The sequence below is a fragment of the Vibrio sp. M60_M70 genome, assembly GCF_037162085.1.
Taxonomy (GTDB): Bacteria; Pseudomonadota; Gammaproteobacteria; order Enterobacterales; family Vibrionaceae; genus Vibrio; species Vibrio diabolicus.
Window position 1 is genome coordinate 1,613,223 of the sequence record NZ_JARLUL010000001.1, and the last position, 18,087, is coordinate 1,631,309.

At 44.9% G+C, this 18,087-nt stretch carries 23 protein-coding genes; 10 read left to right on the forward strand and 13 right to left on the reverse strand.

Annotated elements, in window-relative coordinates; all coding sequences use genetic code 11:
* Positions 1 to 42: 42 nt before the first annotated feature.
* The 3 genes from P4S59_RS07530 to P4S59_RS07540 all read right to left on the reverse strand — a co-directional run bounded on the left by P4S59_RS07530 (position 43) and on the right by P4S59_RS07540 (position 2,103).
* Entirely contained in the window at positions 43 to 246 is a 204-nt protein-coding gene (locus tag P4S59_RS07530) for a hypothetical protein (protein ID WP_005395134.1), read from the reverse strand.
* A 597-nt stretch (positions 247 to 843) separates the two neighbouring features.
* A complete protein-coding gene (locus tag P4S59_RS07535; protein ID WP_337168178.1) occupies positions 844 to 1,587 on the reverse strand; it encodes an SDR family NAD(P)-dependent oxidoreductase in 744 nt (247 codons plus the stop codon).
* Between the two features lie 63 nt (positions 1,588 to 1,650).
* Positions 1,651 to 2,103, reverse strand: coding sequence for a MarR family winged helix-turn-helix transcriptional regulator (locus tag P4S59_RS07540; protein ID WP_005395130.1), 453 nt, complete (start codon positions 2,101 to 2,103; stop codon positions 1,651 to 1,653).
* 447 nt (positions 2,104 to 2,550) lie between these two features.
* Here P4S59_RS07540 and P4S59_RS07545 point away from each other — a divergent pair, with 447 nt between their 5' ends.
* Positions 2,551 to 3,564, forward strand: coding sequence for an HlyD family secretion protein (locus P4S59_RS07545; RefSeq protein ID WP_104974067.1), 1,014 nt, complete (start codon positions 2,551 to 2,553; stop codon positions 3,562 to 3,564).
* Positions 3,565 to 3,569: 5 nt separating this feature from the next.
* Positions 3,570 to 5,102, forward strand: a complete 1,533-nt coding sequence (locus P4S59_RS07550) for an MFS transporter (RefSeq protein ID WP_337168179.1) — start codon at positions 3,570 to 3,572, stop codon at positions 5,100 to 5,102.
* Between the two features lie 51 nt (positions 5,103 to 5,153).
* Here P4S59_RS07550 and P4S59_RS07555 read toward each other — a convergent pair whose 3' ends face one another.
* From P4S59_RS07555 to vscN, 10 genes are all read right to left on the reverse strand, one after another.
* A complete protein-coding gene (locus P4S59_RS07555; protein ID WP_047009923.1) occupies positions 5,154 to 5,756 on the reverse strand; it encodes a TetR/AcrR family transcriptional regulator in 603 nt (200 codons plus the stop codon).
* 283 nt (positions 5,757 to 6,039) lie between these two features.
* Positions 6,040 to 7,095 (reverse strand): SctU family type III secretion system export apparatus subunit VscU, encoded by a 1,056-nt coding sequence (vscU, locus tag P4S59_RS07560; RefSeq protein WP_048626449.1) that lies wholly within the window; start codon positions 7,093 to 7,095, stop codon positions 6,040 to 6,042.
* Between the two features lie 15 nt (positions 7,096 to 7,110).
* Positions 7,111 to 7,896: a type III secretion system export apparatus subunit SctT gene (gene sctT / locus P4S59_RS07565; RefSeq protein ID WP_031780447.1), complete on the reverse strand. Its 786-nt coding sequence runs from the start codon at positions 7,894 to 7,896 to the stop codon at positions 7,111 to 7,113.
* Positions 7,893 to 8,159 carry a SctS family type III secretion system export apparatus subunit VscS gene (gene vscS / locus P4S59_RS07570; RefSeq protein ID WP_005377227.1) on the reverse strand — a complete coding sequence of 89 codons (267 nt, stop codon included), beginning with the start codon at positions 8,157 to 8,159 and terminating at the stop codon, positions 7,893 to 7,895. Before vscS ends, sctT begins: the two co-directional genes overlap by 4 nt.
* A 13-nt stretch (positions 8,160 to 8,172) precedes the next feature.
* Entirely contained in the window at positions 8,173 to 8,823 is a 651-nt protein-coding gene (gene vscR, locus P4S59_RS07575; protein WP_005377232.1) for a SctR family type III secretion system export apparatus subunit VscR, read from the reverse strand.
* Positions 8,820 to 9,788, reverse strand: coding sequence for a type III secretion system cytoplasmic ring protein SctQ (sctQ, locus tag P4S59_RS07580; RefSeq protein ID WP_005395122.1), 969 nt, complete (start codon positions 9,786 to 9,788; stop codon positions 8,820 to 8,822). The genes vscR and sctQ overlap by 4 nt, the downstream gene beginning before the upstream one ends.
* Complete coding sequence (locus P4S59_RS24395) at positions 9,785 to 10,264, reverse strand: type III secretion system needle length determinant (protein ID WP_443089039.1); 480 nt, start codon at positions 10,262 to 10,264, stop codon at positions 9,785 to 9,787. Before P4S59_RS24395 ends, sctQ begins: the two co-directional genes overlap by 4 nt.
* Positions 10,264 to 10,995, reverse strand: coding sequence for a hypothetical protein (locus P4S59_RS24400; protein ID WP_443089040.1), 732 nt, complete (start codon positions 10,993 to 10,995; stop codon positions 10,264 to 10,266). The genes P4S59_RS24395 and P4S59_RS24400 overlap by 1 nt, the downstream gene beginning before the upstream one ends.
* 9 nt (positions 10,996 to 11,004) lie before the next feature.
* Positions 11,005 to 11,466 (reverse strand): type III secretion protein, encoded by a 462-nt coding sequence (locus tag P4S59_RS07590; protein WP_337168180.1) that lies wholly within the window; start codon positions 11,464 to 11,466, stop codon positions 11,005 to 11,007.
* Positions 11,463 to 12,785 carry a SctN family type III secretion system ATPase VscN gene (vscN, locus tag P4S59_RS07595; RefSeq protein WP_337168181.1) on the reverse strand — a complete coding sequence of 441 codons (1,323 nt, stop codon included), beginning with the start codon at positions 12,783 to 12,785 and terminating at the stop codon, positions 11,463 to 11,465. The genes P4S59_RS07590 and vscN overlap by 4 nt, the downstream gene beginning before the upstream one ends.
* 185 nt (positions 12,786 to 12,970) lie before the next feature.
* On the opposite strand from vscN, the gene sctW reads away from it, so the two are divergent.
* Genes sctW through P4S59_RS07635 form a run of 8 tightly spaced genes read left to right on the forward strand, consistent with a single transcriptional unit; the run spans position 12,971 to position 18,079 of the window.
* Entirely contained in the window at positions 12,971 to 13,864 is an 894-nt protein-coding gene (gene sctW, locus P4S59_RS07600; protein ID WP_337168182.1) for a type III secretion system gatekeeper subunit SctW, read from the forward strand.
* Positions 13,845 to 14,129, forward strand: coding sequence for a TyeA family type III secretion system gatekeeper subunit (locus P4S59_RS07605; RefSeq protein WP_012841775.1), 285 nt, complete (start codon positions 13,845 to 13,847; stop codon positions 14,127 to 14,129). Before sctW ends, P4S59_RS07605 begins: the two co-directional genes overlap by 20 nt.
* A complete protein-coding gene (sycN, locus tag P4S59_RS07610) occupies positions 14,116 to 14,490 on the forward strand; it encodes a type III secretion chaperone SycN (RefSeq protein WP_012841776.1) in 375 nt (124 codons plus the stop codon). The genes P4S59_RS07605 and sycN overlap by 14 nt, the downstream gene beginning before the upstream one ends.
* On the forward strand, positions 14,487 to 14,864 hold the full coding sequence (gene vscX, locus P4S59_RS07615) for a type III secretion system protein VscX (RefSeq protein WP_005377246.1): 378 nt from the start codon (positions 14,487 to 14,489) through the stop codon (positions 14,862 to 14,864). Before sycN ends, vscX begins: the two co-directional genes overlap by 4 nt.
* Before the next feature lie 5 nt (positions 14,865 to 14,869).
* Positions 14,870 to 15,211, forward strand: coding sequence for a type III secretion system chaperone VscY (gene vscY, locus P4S59_RS07620; RefSeq protein ID WP_005395110.1), 342 nt, complete (start codon positions 14,870 to 14,872; stop codon positions 15,209 to 15,211).
* Positions 15,195 to 17,321, forward strand: coding sequence for a SctV family type III secretion system export apparatus subunit VcrD (gene vcrD / locus P4S59_RS07625; RefSeq protein ID WP_337168183.1), 2,127 nt, complete (start codon positions 15,195 to 15,197; stop codon positions 17,319 to 17,321). Before vscY ends, vcrD begins: the two co-directional genes overlap by 17 nt.
* The gene (locus P4S59_RS07630; RefSeq protein WP_256955507.1) at positions 17,321 to 17,734 is read left to right on the forward strand and encodes an LcrR family type III secretion system chaperone; all 414 of its coding nucleotides are present in this window, start codon (positions 17,321 to 17,323) and stop codon (positions 17,732 to 17,734) included. Before vcrD ends, P4S59_RS07630 begins: the two co-directional genes overlap by 1 nt.
* 60 nt (positions 17,735 to 17,794) lie before the next feature.
* A complete protein-coding gene (locus tag P4S59_RS07635; protein ID WP_005395092.1) occupies positions 17,795 to 18,079 on the forward strand; it encodes an LcrG family type III secretion system chaperone in 285 nt (94 codons plus the stop codon).
* The last annotated feature ends 8 nt before the right edge of the window (positions 18,080 to 18,087 follow it).

Genomic DNA, 18,087 nt, shown 5'->3' on the forward strand with positions numbered 1-18,087 from the left:
ATATGGTGTTTTGCCGGATGTTTATCTAGGCGTTAAATCGACCTACTGATTTCGCTTAAAAAAGCGCTCGGCATTAGCAAATAGAGATTCACAGTGCTTTTTCTGCTTGTCGTAGTCAGCCGAACCTTCTGGCATTGCGTCTAATACTTCTTTTGCGCTGTGGTATTCTTTTACCATCAACTCAAATTTGTCTTCATAATTGCTTTTTTTATTCTTTTTTTGAAAGCTATCTCGTTTTTTTCTCATTTTTATTCCTCTAGAGCGTGTTTATTAAAGGTTAATCTAATTAACCTCTACTTTTATAGGAATAACGAAGTCAAAATGGTTTAAATTAAGTCTAAATATTCCATTGTCATCGCGCTGATTAATATATTTCACCACTAATGACTATTCCTAAATAGTGATGATATATACACGAAGTGGCTATGCAGCGTTATGTCTTATTTTGACGCTTAATGATTGTTTTTATAAGGTTAAATTCCTTATAAATCTATCGATGTAAAGACAGCGCGTTGTGATAACCATGCTAAGAGAGCTAACTCTCGTTCGTATTTAAATCAAAACTGAGGCTATTTAATGGAAGATAAAGAATAAGTTGCTACAGGAGTTGAGTAACGAAATGACTCGAAAGAAAACTAAGAAGAGACTCGAACTAAATATTTCATCAATAGCTCACGGTTAGGAGCTGAGCTCACTATACACCGATTATAAGAAATAGATAGGACTTTCTATTTTTCTTCAGACAAAACCGCCCATGAAGGAAGCTTGCGCGTTGCAAAGCAATACCTAAAGATACAAAGGCATGGGTACATGCCTTTGTATTTGTGCCTAGCACACTTGGCGCTATGGTAGGTATGCGCCGCCACATACTGGATTGTATGTGCCCGTGATATGTCCGCTTTTTTCACTTGCCAAGTAGCTCACGGTGTTTGCTACGTCTTCAGGTGTGGCAATTTTCTGCGTTGGTGTGAACATTCGAACGGTTTCTTTAAACTCTTCAGGAGCACCTTTTGTTGCGTCTGTTTCTACAAGGCCCGGAGCAACGACATTAGACGTAATCCCGAAAGGACCAAGTTCTTGAGCGAGGTATTTACTAAAGCTATCAAGTGCACCTTTTGCACTACCATGAGCAATAAAGCTTGGTGCAGGAGCTTCTGATAAGGTGCTAGAGATAAAAATTAAGCGACCAAACTGGCTGGCTTTCATGTTTTCTACCGCCAATTTTGCCGTTTGATATGCAGCGTGCATTTCGTCATTTAGCTTTTGTGAAAACTCTTCCCACGACTGCTCAGTGAAAGGTTTTGCGGTAAAGCTCATGTTTGCGTTTGAGACAAGAACATCAACGCCACCATGTTCATTTGCTATGCTGTCGAACATCCCTTGTATTTGTGCGTCATCACGAACGTCAGCTTTTAAAGTGTACGCCTCACCACCGGCGTTTTGAATTTCCTGAGCTAACGCTTCCGCGACCGCAGCACTATTTACGTAGTTGATAAAAACTCGGTAACCATCTGCAGCGAGTGCTTTTGCTGTTGCTGCACCAATTCCGCGAGCGCCACCTGTAATTAAAGCATTGCGTTTTGTCATCGTATTTCTCCAAGGTTGAGCCTGACTGTTAAACCAGCTTCTGTCGCAACGTACGCTGATAAGTTAAATTTGTCCGTTAAGCTTGCGTAAGTTCGCTACCACGCTAGAAAGTTGCTGTTTGCTGTTATCTAGGTCGGCATCAGCAAGGTTCTGTTGGGCTTCTTGCAGTACTAGCGAAGCGATATTTGCACATGTATCAACGGTGTCTAAAGATTTTTCTGTTAGCACGACTAACTTACTTCGACTATCCGTTGGCGAAGGTTTCCTCTCTGTCCAACCGCGCTTTTCAAGCCCATCAATTGATCGACTGACGCTCGATTTTTCTAAGTACAACAGTTCACAAATCTGACTTTGAGAAAGGGCACCGTTGTTTCGTAACAGCAACACGACACCCCATTGTTCTGCTGTCATATCAATACCAGCATCTTTGAAACGGGTGGTGAGTAATCGGTTAAACAGACGACTAGCAAGCCCCGTAAGGTGACCGAGAGACTGATGATGGTTGTATTGGGACATGGAAAATTTCACCAAATAACATGAACGAACAATATGGTTGTATACACAACTATATTGGGTGATGTCAAATTCGTTTGAAGAAAATGCTACTAGCTTGTGCTTATCGTTGGGTTGATGTGTCAGATTGAGATGCTAATGAAAATTGGTGAGGTAGCTTCGAAAACTTTGGCCAGTCAAGTTGTTTGCGATTGATGCGCCGAGTTGGGGAGCAGGCTTCAATAAAGGTAGGGGAGTTGCAGTCCTCTCTTTATTTATTCAGTTTAAATGTGTTTTTTATTTACATTACAAATGGTTAGATTTTCATTCTTTTCATTCGAAACACTTTTCTCAAGAAGTTCATGATAAATCAATGAGATTGATCTTTTTAATTGGCAATGATCAAATGTATCTTTACTAAAACTGTACGGTACAGTACGGTTTGTGAAAATCATAAAATGGGTTTCAAACATGAAGAAGAAAGTTATCGCCTTGTCGCTTGTTGTTGGTTCGTTATTTGCTGCTGGCTGTGCCTTATACCAGCCGAATACTGTAATGACGGATAACGCATATGTTCATTCAGACGTTACGGCCATTTCACCTGAGGTTGGGGGGCAAGTAAGCGAAATCTTTGTCAAAGATAACCAGTGGGTAAGAGAAGGAACTCCTTTGTTTGTCATTGATGATGAAGACTTTATTGCCAACCAAGAAATTGCTCGAGCAGCACTAGATGTTGCGAAATCTGAGCTTACTGCAAATCAAATCAAAACGGATATGCAGTTAATGAAAATTGAGCAGGCGAAGCAAGGTATTCGCCGCGCGAGTGCAAATGCCGAACACCAAGCGGCGGAGTTTCAACGTCTTTCTCGTTTGGTACAAAAGCAATCTGTGAGCAAAAATCAGTTTGAAGCACAAAAAACGCGATCTATTGAAGCAAGCAGTAATCTTGAAACCGCTAAATTGGGCTTAGCTGCTGAGCAAAAACAGCTCGACACATTGATGACTGAGAAGTTGCAACTGACAGCACAGCGTAAAAAAGCAGAAGCAAACTTACGACTAGCTAATATTTCACTGGAAAGAACCACGGTGCGTGCACCATTCGATGGCTATGTGGCAGATAGACAAGTGCAAGTCGGCAAGTTTGTACAACCAGGAATGGGGCTCATCGTGATGGTGCCAGATTATGTTTGGATAGAGGCAAACTTTAAAGAAACACAACTTGAGAACGTTGTGCCTGGGCAAGAGGTTGAAGTAGTATTGGATATGTTTCCAAACCATCCATTGCATGGCCGTGTTTCTTCGATAACCCCGGCGACTGGTGCACAGTTTAGTTTATTGCCACCTCAAAATGCGACAGGCAATTTCGTAAAAGTAGTACAACGTGTACCAGTACGTATTGAGCTAGAGATCCCTCAAGAGTTGAGTCAACGAGTCTATCCGGGGTTGTCTGCAGAAGTAACGATCGAGACCGCGGCACAAGGTTAACTGCAATGGAAAAACGTTCACCGCTGCTGATTTTGACGCTTTTTGCGATTGCTGCTTTTGGTATTAACTCCGTGATGTTTACCGAGTTATCGTATGAGATGGCGGCAACGTCAGGCTTATCTGTCGATGAAGTTGCTCTGGTTAAAGTCGGCTTTATGATTACCCAGGTATTAGGTTTTATATTCACACCAATATTGGTGCGTAGATTGGGTACGTTAATTCTCTTACATGCCATTTTATTGGTAGGTCTAGCGAGCAATCTTGTACTTTACTGGGGCGGACAGCAAGAACTGGTGTTCACTCTGACTTGGCTCTCGAGTGGCTTTTTTATGAGCATGTTAATGGTGGTATTAAACCTTTACTTGCTCCACTTCTTTGAACAGCGTTGGCTACCTGCCATTATCGCTTTAACGCTAGTATTCTCAACCTTGCTACCGATCGGCGCTTACCCTTGGGTAGTGGCCAATATTGTCGAAATCTTTGATTGGTCACTGTTGTGTGTCGTGTCGGCTTGGCTGTACTTCTCTGCCTTGGTAATTGCATGCATCTACAATCCTAAGTCGATTCAAATCGAGGCCGAAGCCAAATCTGGCTGTTGGTTTTATTTAGTTTTTGCCCTGACAATAAGCCTCGTTGTATTTCTATTGATGAGAGGCAGTTATTACAACTGGTTTGACTCGGAATGGTTTGTTAAAGCCTCTTCGATAGCCGCGGCTCTGACTTTATTAGTGGTGTATTACTTTGTGAAAACCAGTCCTTTAAATACAGCATCAATACAGCTGCATAGTAAGTTGAAAACTAATGTTTTTATGTACAACGCTTTTTTGGCAGGTTTTGCTGTTATGGCGAGCAATGTGTTGTTTACTAGCTTTTTGAAAATGGCGTTGCAGTACAACAACCTTAATGCTGGATATGCCCAATTGCCGGCATTTTATGCCATGCTAGGTGGTATGCTAGTCAGTGTGCTGGTGTATTACTTCCGCCGTCCATTAGCGGATGCAGTCGTCCCGTTTGGTGTGGTGATGATTATACTTTCGGTACATAAATTTAGTCAGTTACCTAGCTTCGCTGGTACGGAATCTTTGCCCGTTCCGATGATGTTGCGAGGGCTTGGTGTCGGCTTATTGAATGTGTCTGTGACCATTGCAGTATTGATGTACTTCCAGGTCGGGCAGCGTTTAGAAGGCATCGCCAATTTCTACCTCTTTCGTACCATTGGCGGTGTGATCGCTGGTGCCGTGTTCTCACGGGTAATGCAAAGCCATAGTGCACAAGCTGCTGGAGAGATTGGCCGAACGCTAGATGATGTGAATCATGCTTTTGGTGCTTATAAAAATGCGTTGAGCAGTACGATTCTGACTCATGGACACTTGCCAAATTCGGCATTAGGAATGAGCCAAATTAGTTCTGTTGTCAAAGAGCAGGCGACCACTCTCGCACTAAGTAATTCATTATTGATGTTTATTATCTCTGTCTTTGCTCTCGCGCCAATCTTAATAATCGGTAAAAAACTGGCGGCGAAGCGAGAGATTCACTAAGCCATAGAAACAAGAAGGGAGCGATGATGCTCCCTTTTATATTCAGTGAGTTTATCTTTGGTATAGATTTAGGAAGGCGGTGACCGCTTTTTTCGTATGTGCATCTAACTCTTCATCTGTCGGAAAATCGAAGCCAATTAGTGCCATGTTCTGGTAATCAAGTTTAATTAATGCAAGTAGTTGCTCACAAGCGAGGTCGGCATTTTCAACATCGAGTTGTGAGCTGACAGTTTCACTCTTTAAAAAGTCGATGAGGTATTGATGAATGCGATGCGGCCCTGTCTGCCAGAATTGATTTGGTACGGAATCATGTTTGTTGAAGTCAGCCGAAACGATCCGATAAAGTGATAGCATAGGATTGGAGCATACACCTTTTAGGTACTTCTTGGCGAAGTCATTCAATGTTTCTTGTAAAGGCTCCGATTGCTTGTCGGCAAGCTGGAAGACGGACTCTAAGCTGGTTTTGGTATTGTATGCTAAAACTTCAACAAATAACCCTTCTTTGTTCGAAAAATAGCGATATAACGTCTGCTTTGAGCCTCCACAAATCGCGACGATTTGATCGAGTGATGTGTCTTTGTAACCTTGCTTTATAAAAAGGTCAGTGGCAACTTTGATGATTCGAGTTCGCTTCTTTTCGGTAGATATGCGCATAAATAAATCAACCTAAGCAAAAATCCACCTTGGTTGTGGCTGGCGTGGTTTCTTACCGAGCTCTAGGTGGTTTAGAGATGAAAGTAAAACTGTCCAGTACAGTACCACTATTGACGTTAGTAAACACGACTTTTCATGAACCAAGTGCTTCATTGAGACAAGCAAAAGTAGGCGAATTCGATATGCTGAAACCTATAGCGAAGGATGACACATTTAAAAATATCATTACGTATAGAAAGTGATAACCGTTCTTCGTAGGATAGCTTTTACTCTCGAAATCGTGTTAGTTCAGCGTCTTATCGGACTCCAATGATGCCAACCAACGAAGCACTTCGGCGGTTGCTTCAATAAGATCACTTGGGATGTACTGGTCGACGTTGCCGTCCGCGTATAGTGCGCGAGCAAGAGGGACTTTTTGCATCACAGGCACACCTTCCTCTTTGGCGATTGCGATCATACGTTTGGCTACCGCATCGGTTTCCATCAAGGTAATGACGGGCAGGGGCGTTTCGCCTTTTTTGTAGTACAGACCAACCGCGATATGCGTTGGGTTTGTAACTAATACATTGGAGCGTTTAACGTTTTCACGTTGATTGGAGGCCTGTAGCTCTTGGTGCAACTGACGACGTTTACTTTTGATTTCAGGGCTGCCTTCCATCTCTTTGTATTCGCGTTTCACTTCGTCCTTGCTCATTTTGAGTTTCTTCGTGTGGTCAAACTTTTGGTACGCAAAATCAGCTGCAGCGATGACGATGAAACCTACCGAAGAGATAATCATTAATTGTTTAATCATGACACCAGTAATGGTCGGGACACATTCTAGCCCGCAAGTTGGAATTTGCATCAAAGCGTTGATGTTACCGCGTAAGGTCACCCAGATAATGCAGGAAAGAAGAGAGACTTTAAGGATCGACTTGATAAACTCAATCACACTCTTAAGCGAAAAAATGCGTTTGGCACCTTCGACGGGATTGATCTTTTTGATGTCGGGTTTAACGGATTCACCACTAAATAGGAAGCCGAACTGCCCCATATTGGAAAAGATGGCGACGAGTGCAGCAACCAGAATAATCGGGGCGAGTAGATAGGCAATTTCTTTTGCGATGGCAATAGCGACATCGACTAGCGCATCTTGGAAGCCCTGATAAGCAAGCTTACTTGGTAGGAGAATAAGCGCTGAGATGTGCGACATGTAATAATCGGCGAACGCAAACAGTACAATTATGAGCGCCAAAATTAATGCAGACGATACGATTTCTTGGCTTTTGGCTACCTGACCTTTCTGCCTGGCATCGCGTAACTTTTTTGCGGTGGGTTGCTCTGTTTTTTCTGCACTCATAAAGAATCCTAAGCGTTATTGCCAAATGGTATTGAGTTGTTCTGCGAATCTGGTAATGCCGTAAAACTGTACTTCAAAGTGATCCATCATTAACCCGAGATACACGATCAGTAAAACACTCGCGATGGCACTTTTTATTGGCATGGCAAGGAAAAAAACATTCAATTGCGGTGCAAAACGACTTATAAGAGCCAGACCAAACTCAGCAAGAAACATTGCCAACACTAATGGGGCAGACATCAGCACACCAAGCCACATGAGTTGTTCAAACTGTGCGTAGAAGAAGCTTACCCATGCATCGCTAACGGTTGGGAAAAAGTCCACGATCGGCCAAGATGTGTAGCTTTTGAATAACGCATAGATAAAAGTGACAAAGCCCCCGCCAGAGAAGAACAGGGTAATCAACGTTTGGGTCAGCAACACTGCGGTTGGCGTCGATTGCGAGCCTAGCGTTGGGTTAAACATACTTGCCATGGCAGCACCACGTTGGTTGTCGACCAGAAAGCCAGCCGCTTCTATTGCCCAAAAGGGGATAGCAGCAACAAACCCGATCAATAGCCCAATTAATACCTCCTTACCCAAAATCACTATCAGCCAAATACCGTCGGTTTCTGCGGGCAAGCTTTGCTGATTAATCATCGGAAATATAAACAGTGCGAGTGAGCAAAGCACACCATTTCTCACCATGGTGCCGCCTAGCATTTGCTTGCTCAAAATAGGCAAAAAGATGAAGCATGCCATTAACCGAGGTAACGTCAGGCTATACAAAAATAAAGCCTGGTGTAAGTCGTGATAACTCATCGTATTTGAGGGATTTTATCCATGGCAAGCGAGGCGAAGGCGTGGAGCTCTGCCCCTAGCCACTGCGTTGTGACGAACAGCGTAATAATGACCGCGATAAGCTTGACCACAAAGCCTAACGTTTGTTCTTGGACCTGAGTTAACGCCTGAATAAGCGACACCAATGTACCAACCAACGCTGCGACTAAAATCGGCGGTAACGACAAGTACAAAACTAGGGTTAATGCTTGAGTCGTGAAATGAATGATTTCAGCAGAATGCATACTTTCTCCGTGATTAACCGTAACTCAGTACTAAGCCGTGAGTGAGTTTCGTCCAGCCGTCAAGCAAGACAAAAAGCAACAATTTGAAAGGGAGAGATATGGTCATTGGCGATACCATCATCATGCCCATGGCGAGCAAGATATTAGAAACAATTAAGTCGATAGCGATGAACGGCAAGTACAATAGAAAGCCAATCTCAAAAGCACGGGTAAGCTCACTGACCGTAAACGCTGGCAGCAACAGCAACAAGCTATCTGACTCTAAACGGTCCACGTACTTTTGAGGCCATAATGTGCGCGCAGCATCGGTAAAGAATATGGCTTCGGTTTCCCGAATATGTTTTTTCAAAAACTCTCGATAAGGCTGTAAACCGCTTTCAATGAGGCCTTCCACACTTGCAGAATCTTCAAGAGAAATATCATGCTGCTTCACGTAGTCATAGGTTTCAAACCCGACGGGAGCCATGATGAAAATAGACAAAATGATCGCCAATCCGTACAGCGCCATGTTCGGTGGAATTTGCTGTACACCGAGAGCGTTACGCAGCAGTGAGAATACAACGGCGAGTTTTACAAACGACGTCGCCATCATCGCGATAAATGGGATCAGTGCCAGCAGTGCTAAGCTGACAATGAGATTGAGCTCGTCAGGTAACTGGATCATGCTGGCTCCTGCGTGCCACCAAACAGTTCCAGTACGCGCACACCTAAATGCTCATTAACATTAACCAGTTCACACTCACCGACGATTTTGCCGTTGGCACGCAATGTTACCGGCTTAGATACAGGTTGGTTTAGCTCGAATACGTACCCAGGCTGAAGCTGGTTAAGCTGTTCTAGAGTGATGGTTTGATGGCCGATATCAAACGTGAGTTCTACGGGCAGTTGCTGGTGGTCGGTTAACATTTCTGAAGTGTTTAGGTCATTCATATTGGTTTCTTTTTCAATAATGTGAAGAATTTGGTCATCCAGTTGGCAGCGCCAGAGATTCTGGTTAGATACTTGAAAAATGGCTTGTTGTTGGGCGATATAACAATCGTCAAAAAAGATCACATCTCCCAGTTCGAGCGAATTAAATTCGCTTAACATTAAATGGGTCTTTCCAAGGCTTAACCACACAGGTAAAGCGAGATGTCGCGCCTGAAGAGAAGCGCTGTTTGGTAGTGCATCCAACAGCACGTTTGCTCCTTCGCTAACCCACAAACAAAGAGAGCCGTTAGGTTTATTGAGGGTTAACATCAAGGTATGCTCTTGAACTTGGCTCGACTCTAACGGTTGTAACTGGCTAAGAATGGGCAACTGACCAAATAGTGCTTTGAATGCCTCACTATGCGGTTCAATCTGAGAACTCAAAAGTGCTAACTGGAGCGAGTTGGGCAGTGACTCGAATGCAGTGGCATTCAGAGTAGACTCAAGCCATTTCTGGAGTTGCGCACGACAAAAATCCACTTGGATCGTTTGCCCTCCAATCAACGTGGTTAAACGGAATCCTTCAAATGAAGGGATTTGAGAAACAGTAATCGATACGCTCTGACCATCAGCCCCTTGGAAATGGCATTGCTTTGCACAAAGTTGATTACTGAGCGCAATACTGTCTGAATCGACTTTGGGTATCGTTAACGGCGTCATAGGTCATTCTCCGCTTGCCATTCTTCATACACGCTACGTTTCTGGCGTGAGTGTTGTTGTTCATGTTGTTGTTGATCGAGCTGTTGAGTTTGTTCGCTGATCGCTAGACGAAGTGGCTGCTCACCGCCAAATCGGTTTAGGCGTTCAGCAAGATCTTGTCTAGCTTGCTGGCTAATAATGGAAAGGGCATGCTCTTGTCGAATCGTCACGCTATAACCTTGTGCGTCCAACTTGATGTGGATTTCGCCACCTTTTAATTGTCCTTCACTCAGAAACAGCCGAACCTCTTTGTTGTCGGATGCGGTTGGCAGCGAAACATAGATTTTGTCCACTAATTGTTGGAGTAACGTGTTTACTTCTCGAGCAGGGGCCGGCTGAGCCTGTGAAGCGACACTCTTTAAAATGACATCGCCTTGTGTTGCCGCGCTCGCAAGGTGTTGAGGATCTGCTTTTTCGTCATCCGCTTTAACGGCCACTAGTGCGATTTTCGTCTCGATTTTCTCAAGCGATTTAGTTTCAGAACGACCATCGGTTTTGTCTGACAGCTTGCCAGTGTCTTGTAGCCGCTGCGTTGCACGTTTATTGTGTGTCGTTTCGGTTTGTTTCGTCGTGAAGTTAGCATTGTTAATTGCATCTTGAGCGAGCTCTTTCTCTGTCGCACTTTGGGGAGCAAGCCAAATTCAAGCGTAGAGAGACAATCCGGCGAGGTACGTTTATCCATCGGCGTCGGTTTATCATTTTTCAAATAAGTTTGAGCTTGAAAGTGAGGATCAACACGCTTGGTAGAAGGAAAGCTTAGAACTGAGTCGCCCTCGTGTTTTCCATCATGTTTAAGCAATTTATTGTTTTCGCAAATGATTTCTTCTCTATTTGCTGCGTCGTCTTGTGGTTTCTCTACGTCTCTCTTGGTGACGACGTCACTTTTGCCTTTTGATGTGGCGGTATTTCTATAAGTGCTGGCTTCTTGGTTAGAAAGTTTCGGTTGTTTGTCTAGGCTTTGAGATGCTTCATGTCTTAACGGAAGGCTCTCGTCTCTGCTCTGAGTGTCTTTTTTGCTCGCAACGGTAGATTCTTCTTCCTTGCTAGGTTTCTCCGTCATTGCACGCTCGAACTGTGATTGAAGCTCAACCTCTCGTTCCTGGGGCTTTTTTTCTGGCGTTGATTTGTACAGCGTATTCGGTGTTTCTTCTGTTGGAGTAATGCGCATAATGAACCTTTAGATAATATCGACAGTGCGAAACTCTTCTTGTTCGAGTTCTTCTTGGTATTGTCTTTCTCGCGACTGTTCCGCGAGTTCTTGTTGTTGCAACTGAACGAATTTTTCTTTGGTTTTATGGGCTTGCCGTGCCTCTTTTTGTTTTTCTTTAAGTACCGAGCGTTCGTGCTCAAGCGCTTTTTTTACTTCGGCAACGCGCTGTTTAAGCTCGGCTTCTCGCTCTCTCAACAACGCGATTTCTTGTCTCAATGTTTCCAACTCTTTGAGAACGAGTGTTTGTTGCTTTGCTTTGGCAAAACGTCGTTCTTCTTCTTCCTGACGCCAAACGTGATAGTCCTCGACGGAACGTTCGGCCTTTTGAACCTGTGCTGCCGAATTTGATACTCGGTATTCTTGGCGCTTAACGGCTTTATCCGCACGTTCAGCTCGAATTTGTTTGATTTCTAATAACCGTTCGATCATTGGTTCGCCATCCCTTTTAGTTGAGCGATAGCACCATCAAGATCACTTGGCTCATGCGTTCCTTGACGTAAAAAGGCGCGTATATCATCACTTTGTGCAATCGCCATATCTGCTCGGCTATCTGCCCCATGCTGGTACTCGCCAATTTTTATCAGTAGCTCAACTTCTTCGTACTTGGCTAACATTTCGCGAAGGTGAGCAGCAGACGCCTGATGATCAGGTTCAACGATTTGATTCATCACGCGGCTTGCTGATCGGAGTACATCAATGGCGGGATAATGGTTCATTGCCGCAAGTTTGCGCGAGAGAATGATGTGCCCATCTAAAATGGAGCGAGTTTCATCGGCGACAGGTTCTGTCATGTCGTCGCCTTCAACCAACACGGTGTACAGCGCTGTAATTGACCCTTTGTCAGATTGGCCGGCTCGTTCCATCAGCTTTGGCAAAGCGGCAAAAACGGAAGGCGGATAGCCACGTCGTGTTGGTGGCTCGCCTGCGGCTAGTCCAATTTCTCTCTGTGCGCGGGCGAAACGCGTTACAGAATCCATCAGCAGTAACACGCGTTTACCTTGGTCACGAAAATATTCAGCAATAGAAGTGGCAACAAAAGCGGCTTTGGCACGTTCCATGGCCGGGCGATCGGATGTCGCGACCACTAAAACCGATTTGGCCATTCCTTCTTCGCCCAAGTCATGCTCAATAAACTCTCGTACTTCGCGTCCGCGTTCACCAATCAAGGCGAGAACGGTCACGTCGACGTCTGCGGATCGAATCAGTTTTGCGAGGAGGGTACTTTTACCACCGCCCGCCGCTGCAAAAATGCCCATGCGCTGACCTTCACCACAGGTCAGTAGTCCATCAATGGATCGAACCCCAAGAGAGATTGGCTTTTTAATCAGTTTACGTTGCATTGGTGGCGGTGCATCGCGATAAACCGGATACCAAGCACTTGGTTCCTGACTTTGCGTACCATCGAAAGGACGCCCAAGCCCGTCAAGCGTTGTACCTAATAGGTGATCGCCAACGCCGACCTCATGCATTTTTCCCATTGGGCTAACTTCTGTATTTGAGGAAATCCCAAACATATTTCCTAACGGTGTGAGCAGAGCGTGATGCTGTTGAAAGCCAACGACTTCCGCTAATAAAGACAGAGTTTGATCAGGATTACGCAACTCACACAGCTCACCAACACGAACGCCGGGGACAACGGCGTTGATGATGGTGCCGGTTACTTGCGTAACGCGCCCGCGAATTTGGATCAGACGAGTTTGCCTGATCGCAGATTGTTGGATATCAGTGATGTATGAGAAATCGTTCAAGGTAAAAATATGCGCAATGATTGATGTTGGGAGGATAGAAAGGATGAGGGGGTATTTATAGTGAATATCAGTCGGGAGTTTTTAGAAAACTGAAAACGCACTAAAAAAACACGTCTGATTTTGACAGCTTCGAGAAAGCGCACTTCCTATAATTCGCCTGTATTGTACGGAAGGAGTGCAAGTGAATGAGTATTATCAACAATCATATCGCAACAAACTCAAAGTTTGATGCGTCTATCCAAAACGGGTTGGAATCGTCTCGTACCGACGCTTCACGAAAAGGCAATTACCGCGGTGAAACGGTCCGTGTTCACAATGCCACACAATCACTTTTTGATGCGATGGAAGAGCTCACTTCACTCGGTTCCGAAAAAGCAGAAAAAGATTTGACCAAGCGTAAAGTAAAAGACAGTGGCGTTCGAGTTAATGAAGCGCACGAACTCGTTTCTGACTATCTGCGAAAAGTCCCTGATCTTGAAAAGAACCAAAAGATCAAAGATCTGGCTGCAAAAATGGCGGGAGGAAATATCTCGACCATCGCTCAATTGCAAGCTTATTTGAATGGATTTTCAGAGGAGAAAAGCCATCAATACCTTGCGTTAAAAGCCGTTAAAAAGTTTTTGAGTGCGAGCCCAGAAAGTAAACATCTACTAGCGCTGATTGACCAAGCGATTCTGAGAATCGAGCAAAACCCAGATTCTTGGGCTCAAATTGATACGGAAATTCGCGTCTCAAACTTTGCTGATGAGTACAGCCAAGAGCAAGAGTTTAGCTCATTACATCAGCTGCGCGGTTTCTATCGCGATACCGTTCATAGCTATCAAGGGCTCGGCGCTGCTTATCAAGACGTAGTGGCGCGCTTTGGTGAACAGGAGGTATCGACCGCTGTTGACTTTATGCTGCAAGGCATGAGTGCAGATCTTAGTGTTCAAGGCAGCAGTATCGACTCGGTTAAGTTGCAGTGGTTGATGTCCGATATGCAAAAACTCAAAACTCTAAATACGTTGCAAGATCGCGTGAGTCAGTTGTTCCAAATGTTTAAACCGGAAAGGACGAGTTATGGCTTATCAAGTTTCTAATTTGATGGCTGATGTTATTGCGTTGGTAGAGCAGCGATGGGTAAGCAGTGATGAGATTTGGAAAGTCGCCAACGCAATGGAATTGACGGCGGTACAACAAAAAATCGATTTTTTTCGAGAGTTCCACAAGTTAGTTCGCGCGATCCCTATTGATGTATTCGCCGATGAAGAACAACGACAGAATTTAATACAAGCGGTACAAAAGGCGCTAGACGAAGCCATTGATATAGAAGAAGAGGAAGCGTGGGAAGATGAGTTGGATTGATGCATCCGTCAATGAATTTTGCCGAGGAATGGGGCTCGATGCCGTCGATTTCTCATCAGCTGGACGGGTGCAGCTGGATTTTGAGCAAAGCGGTACACTACATATTGAGCGACACGGGGAGCAGCTATTCTTGATGTTGTCTCAAGCGTTATCTTGGCATCAAACCAGTGACATCATTCAAAGCGCACTCAGTTTGTGTCATGCCGATCAAGGCTGGCCTTTCGAAATTAAAACTGGTTTGTTAGATGAGCAAACTTTGGTTTTTTCCGCGCGGTTAAACGGAGAAGAGGTCACGCTTCCGACTTTAGAACAAGCGTTTACGCTTTTGGTTCGTCTACATAACGATGTGGCAACCTCATGACTCGAGTAAGCACTTTAAACGTAGGCATAGAAGCCTTCACGCATGTTACTCATAGTGAGGTTAAGGCCGATTTCCCTGAACGGTTTCAATTACTTCCTGATGGGCAGGCGGTCGCTACGCATTTAGAGAAGCTCTATGACCTCAGGCCTTCAGACCAATACCTAATCGCGTTAACCAAGCCAAAATTGTTGCACTCAGAATTGTTGCGTCCAGAAAAGTACCGCCAACAGTTCGATGAAACGTTGGCTCAGTTGCAAGTTCTTGCACAGGATTCAGGCTCCGCTTCTTTTATCAAAGCATCCGAAACCCTACAAAGTACGCAACTTGATCAGCGTTACCTCACTATGGCGCTCAATCTCCTTATCCAGGTCTAACCAACATGTTGAGATCCAAAGACATTGAACTGTTGCTTGTTCACGCTGCACTACAAGTTCAATACCAAAAGCCAGAGCATGCTATCTCTATTCTCGATGCGGTTTTAGAGATAGACCCGCAACACAAAGAGGCGATGCAAACGCTCGCAGTGGCGTGTTTACAAAGTGGTCGATATGCTCGTGCTGTTGAGGTATGTGAGCACTTATTAAAATCCGACCTTAAACCTGATTCGGCAGGACTCTGGTTTTGCTTAAGCCAAGCTCGTTGGAAACAAAATGACGTCGATGGGGCACGCCAAGCGCACCGACGCTATCTGCAATCTTTAAATAGTGAATCACATGAATAAGTTGATCGATATTTTAAACAAGGTAGGGCAACGTAAAGACATTATGCTTGCTGTGATGTTGCTCGCGATCGTCTTTATGATGATATTGCCACTGCCTACCGCGCTGGTGGATGTGCTGATTGGCACCAACATGAGTATTGCGGTGGTGCTGCTTATGTTAGCGATTTACATCACTACGCCGCTTGAGTTCTCTGCGTTTCCCGCGGTGCTACTGATCACGACATTGTTTCGTTTGTCTTTATCCATCACGACAACCCGTTTGATCTTGCTGCAAGGCGATGCTGGTCAAATCGTTTATACCTTCGGTAACTTCGTTGTGGGCGGTAACTTAGTGGTCGGTATTGTTGTTTTCCTGATCATTACTATTGTCCAGTTTATGGTGATCACCAAAGGCTCGGAGAGGGTTGCAGAAGTTAGTGCGCGATTCTCACTTGATGCGATGCCTGGTAAGCAGATGAGTATTGACGGTGACATGCGCGCTGGGGTGATTGACGTACACGAAGCACGGCACCGACGATCACTGATTGAGAAAGAAAGCCAAATGTATGGCTCGATGGATGGCGCGATGAAGTTCGTTAAAGGCGACTCCATTGCGGGTCTGGTCATCATTGTGGTCAACATCTTAGGTGGCGTTACTATCGGGGTAACGCAAAAAGGCATGAGTGCTTCTGAAGCGCTTGAGCTGTTTGCTATTTTGACCGTTGGCGATGGTTTGGTATCGCAAATTCCGGCGCTGTTTATCGCGATTACGGCCGGTATTATCGTGACGCGTGTTTCTCATGAAGATTCTTCTGATCTCGGCTCGGACATTGGTGGTCAGGTTATTGCTCAGCCGCGTGCACTCCTCATTGGCGGTGTGCTTTTGGTGCTCTTCGCACTGATTCCTGGTTTTCCAAAAATTACTTTTCTGGTCTTGGCCACAGTGGTTGGTGGTGGTGGTTTCTTCCTTTTCTATCAACAGAAAAAACAGGCTGAATCAGATAGTACCGACTTATCAAGCTTTGTTTCGCAAGGGGCGGGTTCACCAGCAGCGAAGCCAAGCAAACCAACCCCATCTAGAAACAGTAAAGGAAAATTAGGTGAGCAAGAAGAGTTCGCTATGACGGTCCCACTCTTGATCGATCTTGACGCGAGCCTTCAGGAAAGCTTGGAAGCGGTCGCATTGAATGAAGAGCTAGCAAGGGTTAGGCGCGCACTATATCTCGACCTCGGCGTGCCTTTCCCGGGTATCCACCTGCGTTTTAACGAGGGGATGCAAAATGGCGAATATTTAATTCAGTTACAAGAAGTTCCGGTTGCACGAGGACGAATTGTAAAAGACCAACTCTTGGTGACAGAAGGGAATGAGCAGATTGACTTATTAGGCGTGCCTTATGAGCAAGATGAAGATTTTCTACCCGGTATTTCTAGCATTTGGGTGGCACAAAGTTACGAGCAAAAACTCACGACTAGCCATGTCGGCTTTCTCACACCCGACAGAATTTTAACGTACCACTTGTCTCATGTTCTCAAGGAGTACGCACAAGACTTTATTGGTATTCAGGAGACGCGTTATCTATTGGAGCAGATGGAAGGCAGTTATTCGGAGCTTGTTAAAGAGGCTCAACGCATTGTCCCGTTACAAAAAATGACGGAAATCTTGCAACGCTTGGTTTCTGAAGACATTTCCATCCGAAACCTTCGCGTGATCTTGGAATCCATGGTTGAGTGGGGCCAAAAAGAGAAAGATGTTGTACAGCTGACGGAGTACATTCGTTCCAGCTTAAAACGTTACATTTGCTACAAATACGCGAGTGGACAAAACATGTTGCCCGCTTACTTATTGGATCAAAGTCTCGAAGACACAATACGCAGCGGTATTCGTCAAACCTCTGCAGGAAGTTATTTAGCGTTAGACCCGTCTGTAACTCAACAATTTGTGAGTGATGTGAAACAGACCATCGGTGATTTAAGCCGCATGCCGAATAAGCCTGTGTTAGTTGTGTCTATGGATGTACGCCGATATGTGCGAAAGCTTATTGAATCGGAATACTACGATCTGCCCGTTTTGTCATTTCAAGAATTAACTCAGCAAATCAATATTCAGCCACTTGGAAGGGTGGGGATGTAATGAAAACAAAACTAATGCTCTCGCTTGCGCAAGCGGGGATCGAAGTGACGCCATACTTTTGGCAAAAAAGTGAAATTCAACTTGGTTATCGAATTGAAGTTGAGGGCTTAGAGCTCGTTTTTCGGGTGGAGGACGGTGAAATCATCATCGTTCTTCTGAAACGCGTTCGTCCAAAATTGGGGTTGAGTAACCCCTTTGCCGGCTTATTTCTCTTGGCTGAACATGCCATTCAACTTTATCCCTCCGATTGGGTCATTCGCGGCAACGTCGATGTGTTACGTGGTAGCAACATGAGCAGCCAGCGATTGGCACAGTTCTATCTAAAAGCATGCGGTGCAAGCCATGATGAGCTAGAAGACTGGTACTGTTTACGCCTAGCAGATTATAGACCTTTGAAAAAGTTGAAAAAGTAAAAACTCACGACTGTTACTGACAGCACCGATGAGATGACCCGCTTTAAGATAGGAATCAAGATGAAGCAACCGTTTACCGATGCGATTGAGAACGCTGAGCTTGCCATTAGAAAAGCTGAAGACAGAACCGATATTTTTAACGAGCTATTGGAAGGCTTAGGTGTTGGTCCTGTTGCGGGTGATGTTTTACTTGGCGGCATAAAAGCGCCAGTAGATACCATGAAACGTGCAGAGCAAGAGCTAATAGACGAAGTCCAGCGCCGCCGGCAACAACAAAATCAGCTACAAGGTACGTCAGGTAAACGCAGAAAGCGTCCCACAGTGATGCGCGGCATGATGATTTAGAGGTTTGG

Coding starts and splice junctions, on each gene's coding strand:
- P4S59_RS24400 (WP_443089040.1), bottom strand. CDS start 10,995: ATGCGCATTACTCCAACAGAAGAAACACCGAATACGCTGTACAAATCA.
- vscS (WP_005377227.1), bottom strand. CDS start 8,159: ATGCATTCTGCTGAAATCATTCATTTCACGACTCAAGCATTAACCCTA.
- vscX (WP_005377246.1), top strand. CDS start 14,487: ATGACTCGAGTAAGCACTTTAAACGTAGGCATAGAAGCCTTCACGCAT.
- P4S59_RS07540 (WP_005395130.1), bottom strand. CDS start 2,103: ATGTCCCAATACAACCATCATCAGTCTCTCGGTCACCTTACGGGGCTT.
- sycN (WP_012841776.1), top strand. CDS start 14,116: ATGAGTTGGATTGATGCATCCGTCAATGAATTTTGCCGAGGAATGGGG.
- P4S59_RS07535 (WP_337168178.1), bottom strand. CDS start 1,587: ATGACAAAACGCAATGCTTTAATTACAGGTGGCGCTCGCGGAATTGGT.
- vscY (WP_005395110.1), top strand. CDS start 14,870: ATGTTGAGATCCAAAGACATTGAACTGTTGCTTGTTCACGCTGCACTA.
- P4S59_RS07550 (WP_337168179.1), top strand. CDS start 3,570: ATGGAAAAACGTTCACCGCTGCTGATTTTGACGCTTTTTGCGATTGCT.
- vscR (WP_005377232.1), bottom strand. CDS start 8,823: ATGATCCAGTTACCTGACGAGCTCAATCTCATTGTCAGCTTAGCACTG.
- sctQ (WP_005395122.1), bottom strand. CDS start 9,788: ATGACGCCGTTAACGATACCCAAAGTCGATTCAGACAGTATTGCGCTC.
- vscU (WP_048626449.1), bottom strand. CDS start 7,095: ATGAGTGCAGAAAAAACAGAGCAACCCACCGCAAAAAAGTTACGCGAT.
- P4S59_RS07545 (WP_104974067.1), top strand. CDS start 2,551: ATGAAGAAGAAAGTTATCGCCTTGTCGCTTGTTGTTGGTTCGTTATTT.
- P4S59_RS07590 (WP_337168180.1), bottom strand. CDS start 11,466: ATGATCGAACGGTTATTAGAAATCAAACAAATTCGAGCTGAACGTGCG.
- sctW (WP_337168182.1), top strand. CDS start 12,971: ATGAGTATTATCAACAATCATATCGCAACAAACTCAAAGTTTGATGCG.
- P4S59_RS07530 (WP_005395134.1), bottom strand. CDS start 246: ATGAGAAAAAAACGAGATAGCTTTCAAAAAAAGAATAAAAAAAGCAAT.
- P4S59_RS07555 (WP_047009923.1), bottom strand. CDS start 5,756: ATGCGCATATCTACCGAAAAGAAGCGAACTCGAATCATCAAAGTTGCC.
- P4S59_RS07605 (WP_012841775.1), top strand. CDS start 13,845: ATGGCTTATCAAGTTTCTAATTTGATGGCTGATGTTATTGCGTTGGTA.
- sctT (WP_031780447.1), bottom strand. CDS start 7,896: ATGAGTTATCACGACTTACACCAGGCTTTATTTTTGTATAGCCTGACG.
- P4S59_RS07630 (WP_256955507.1), top strand. CDS start 17,321: ATGAAAACAAAACTAATGCTCTCGCTTGCGCAAGCGGGGATCGAAGTG.
- P4S59_RS07635 (WP_005395092.1), top strand. CDS start 17,795: ATGAAGCAACCGTTTACCGATGCGATTGAGAACGCTGAGCTTGCCATT.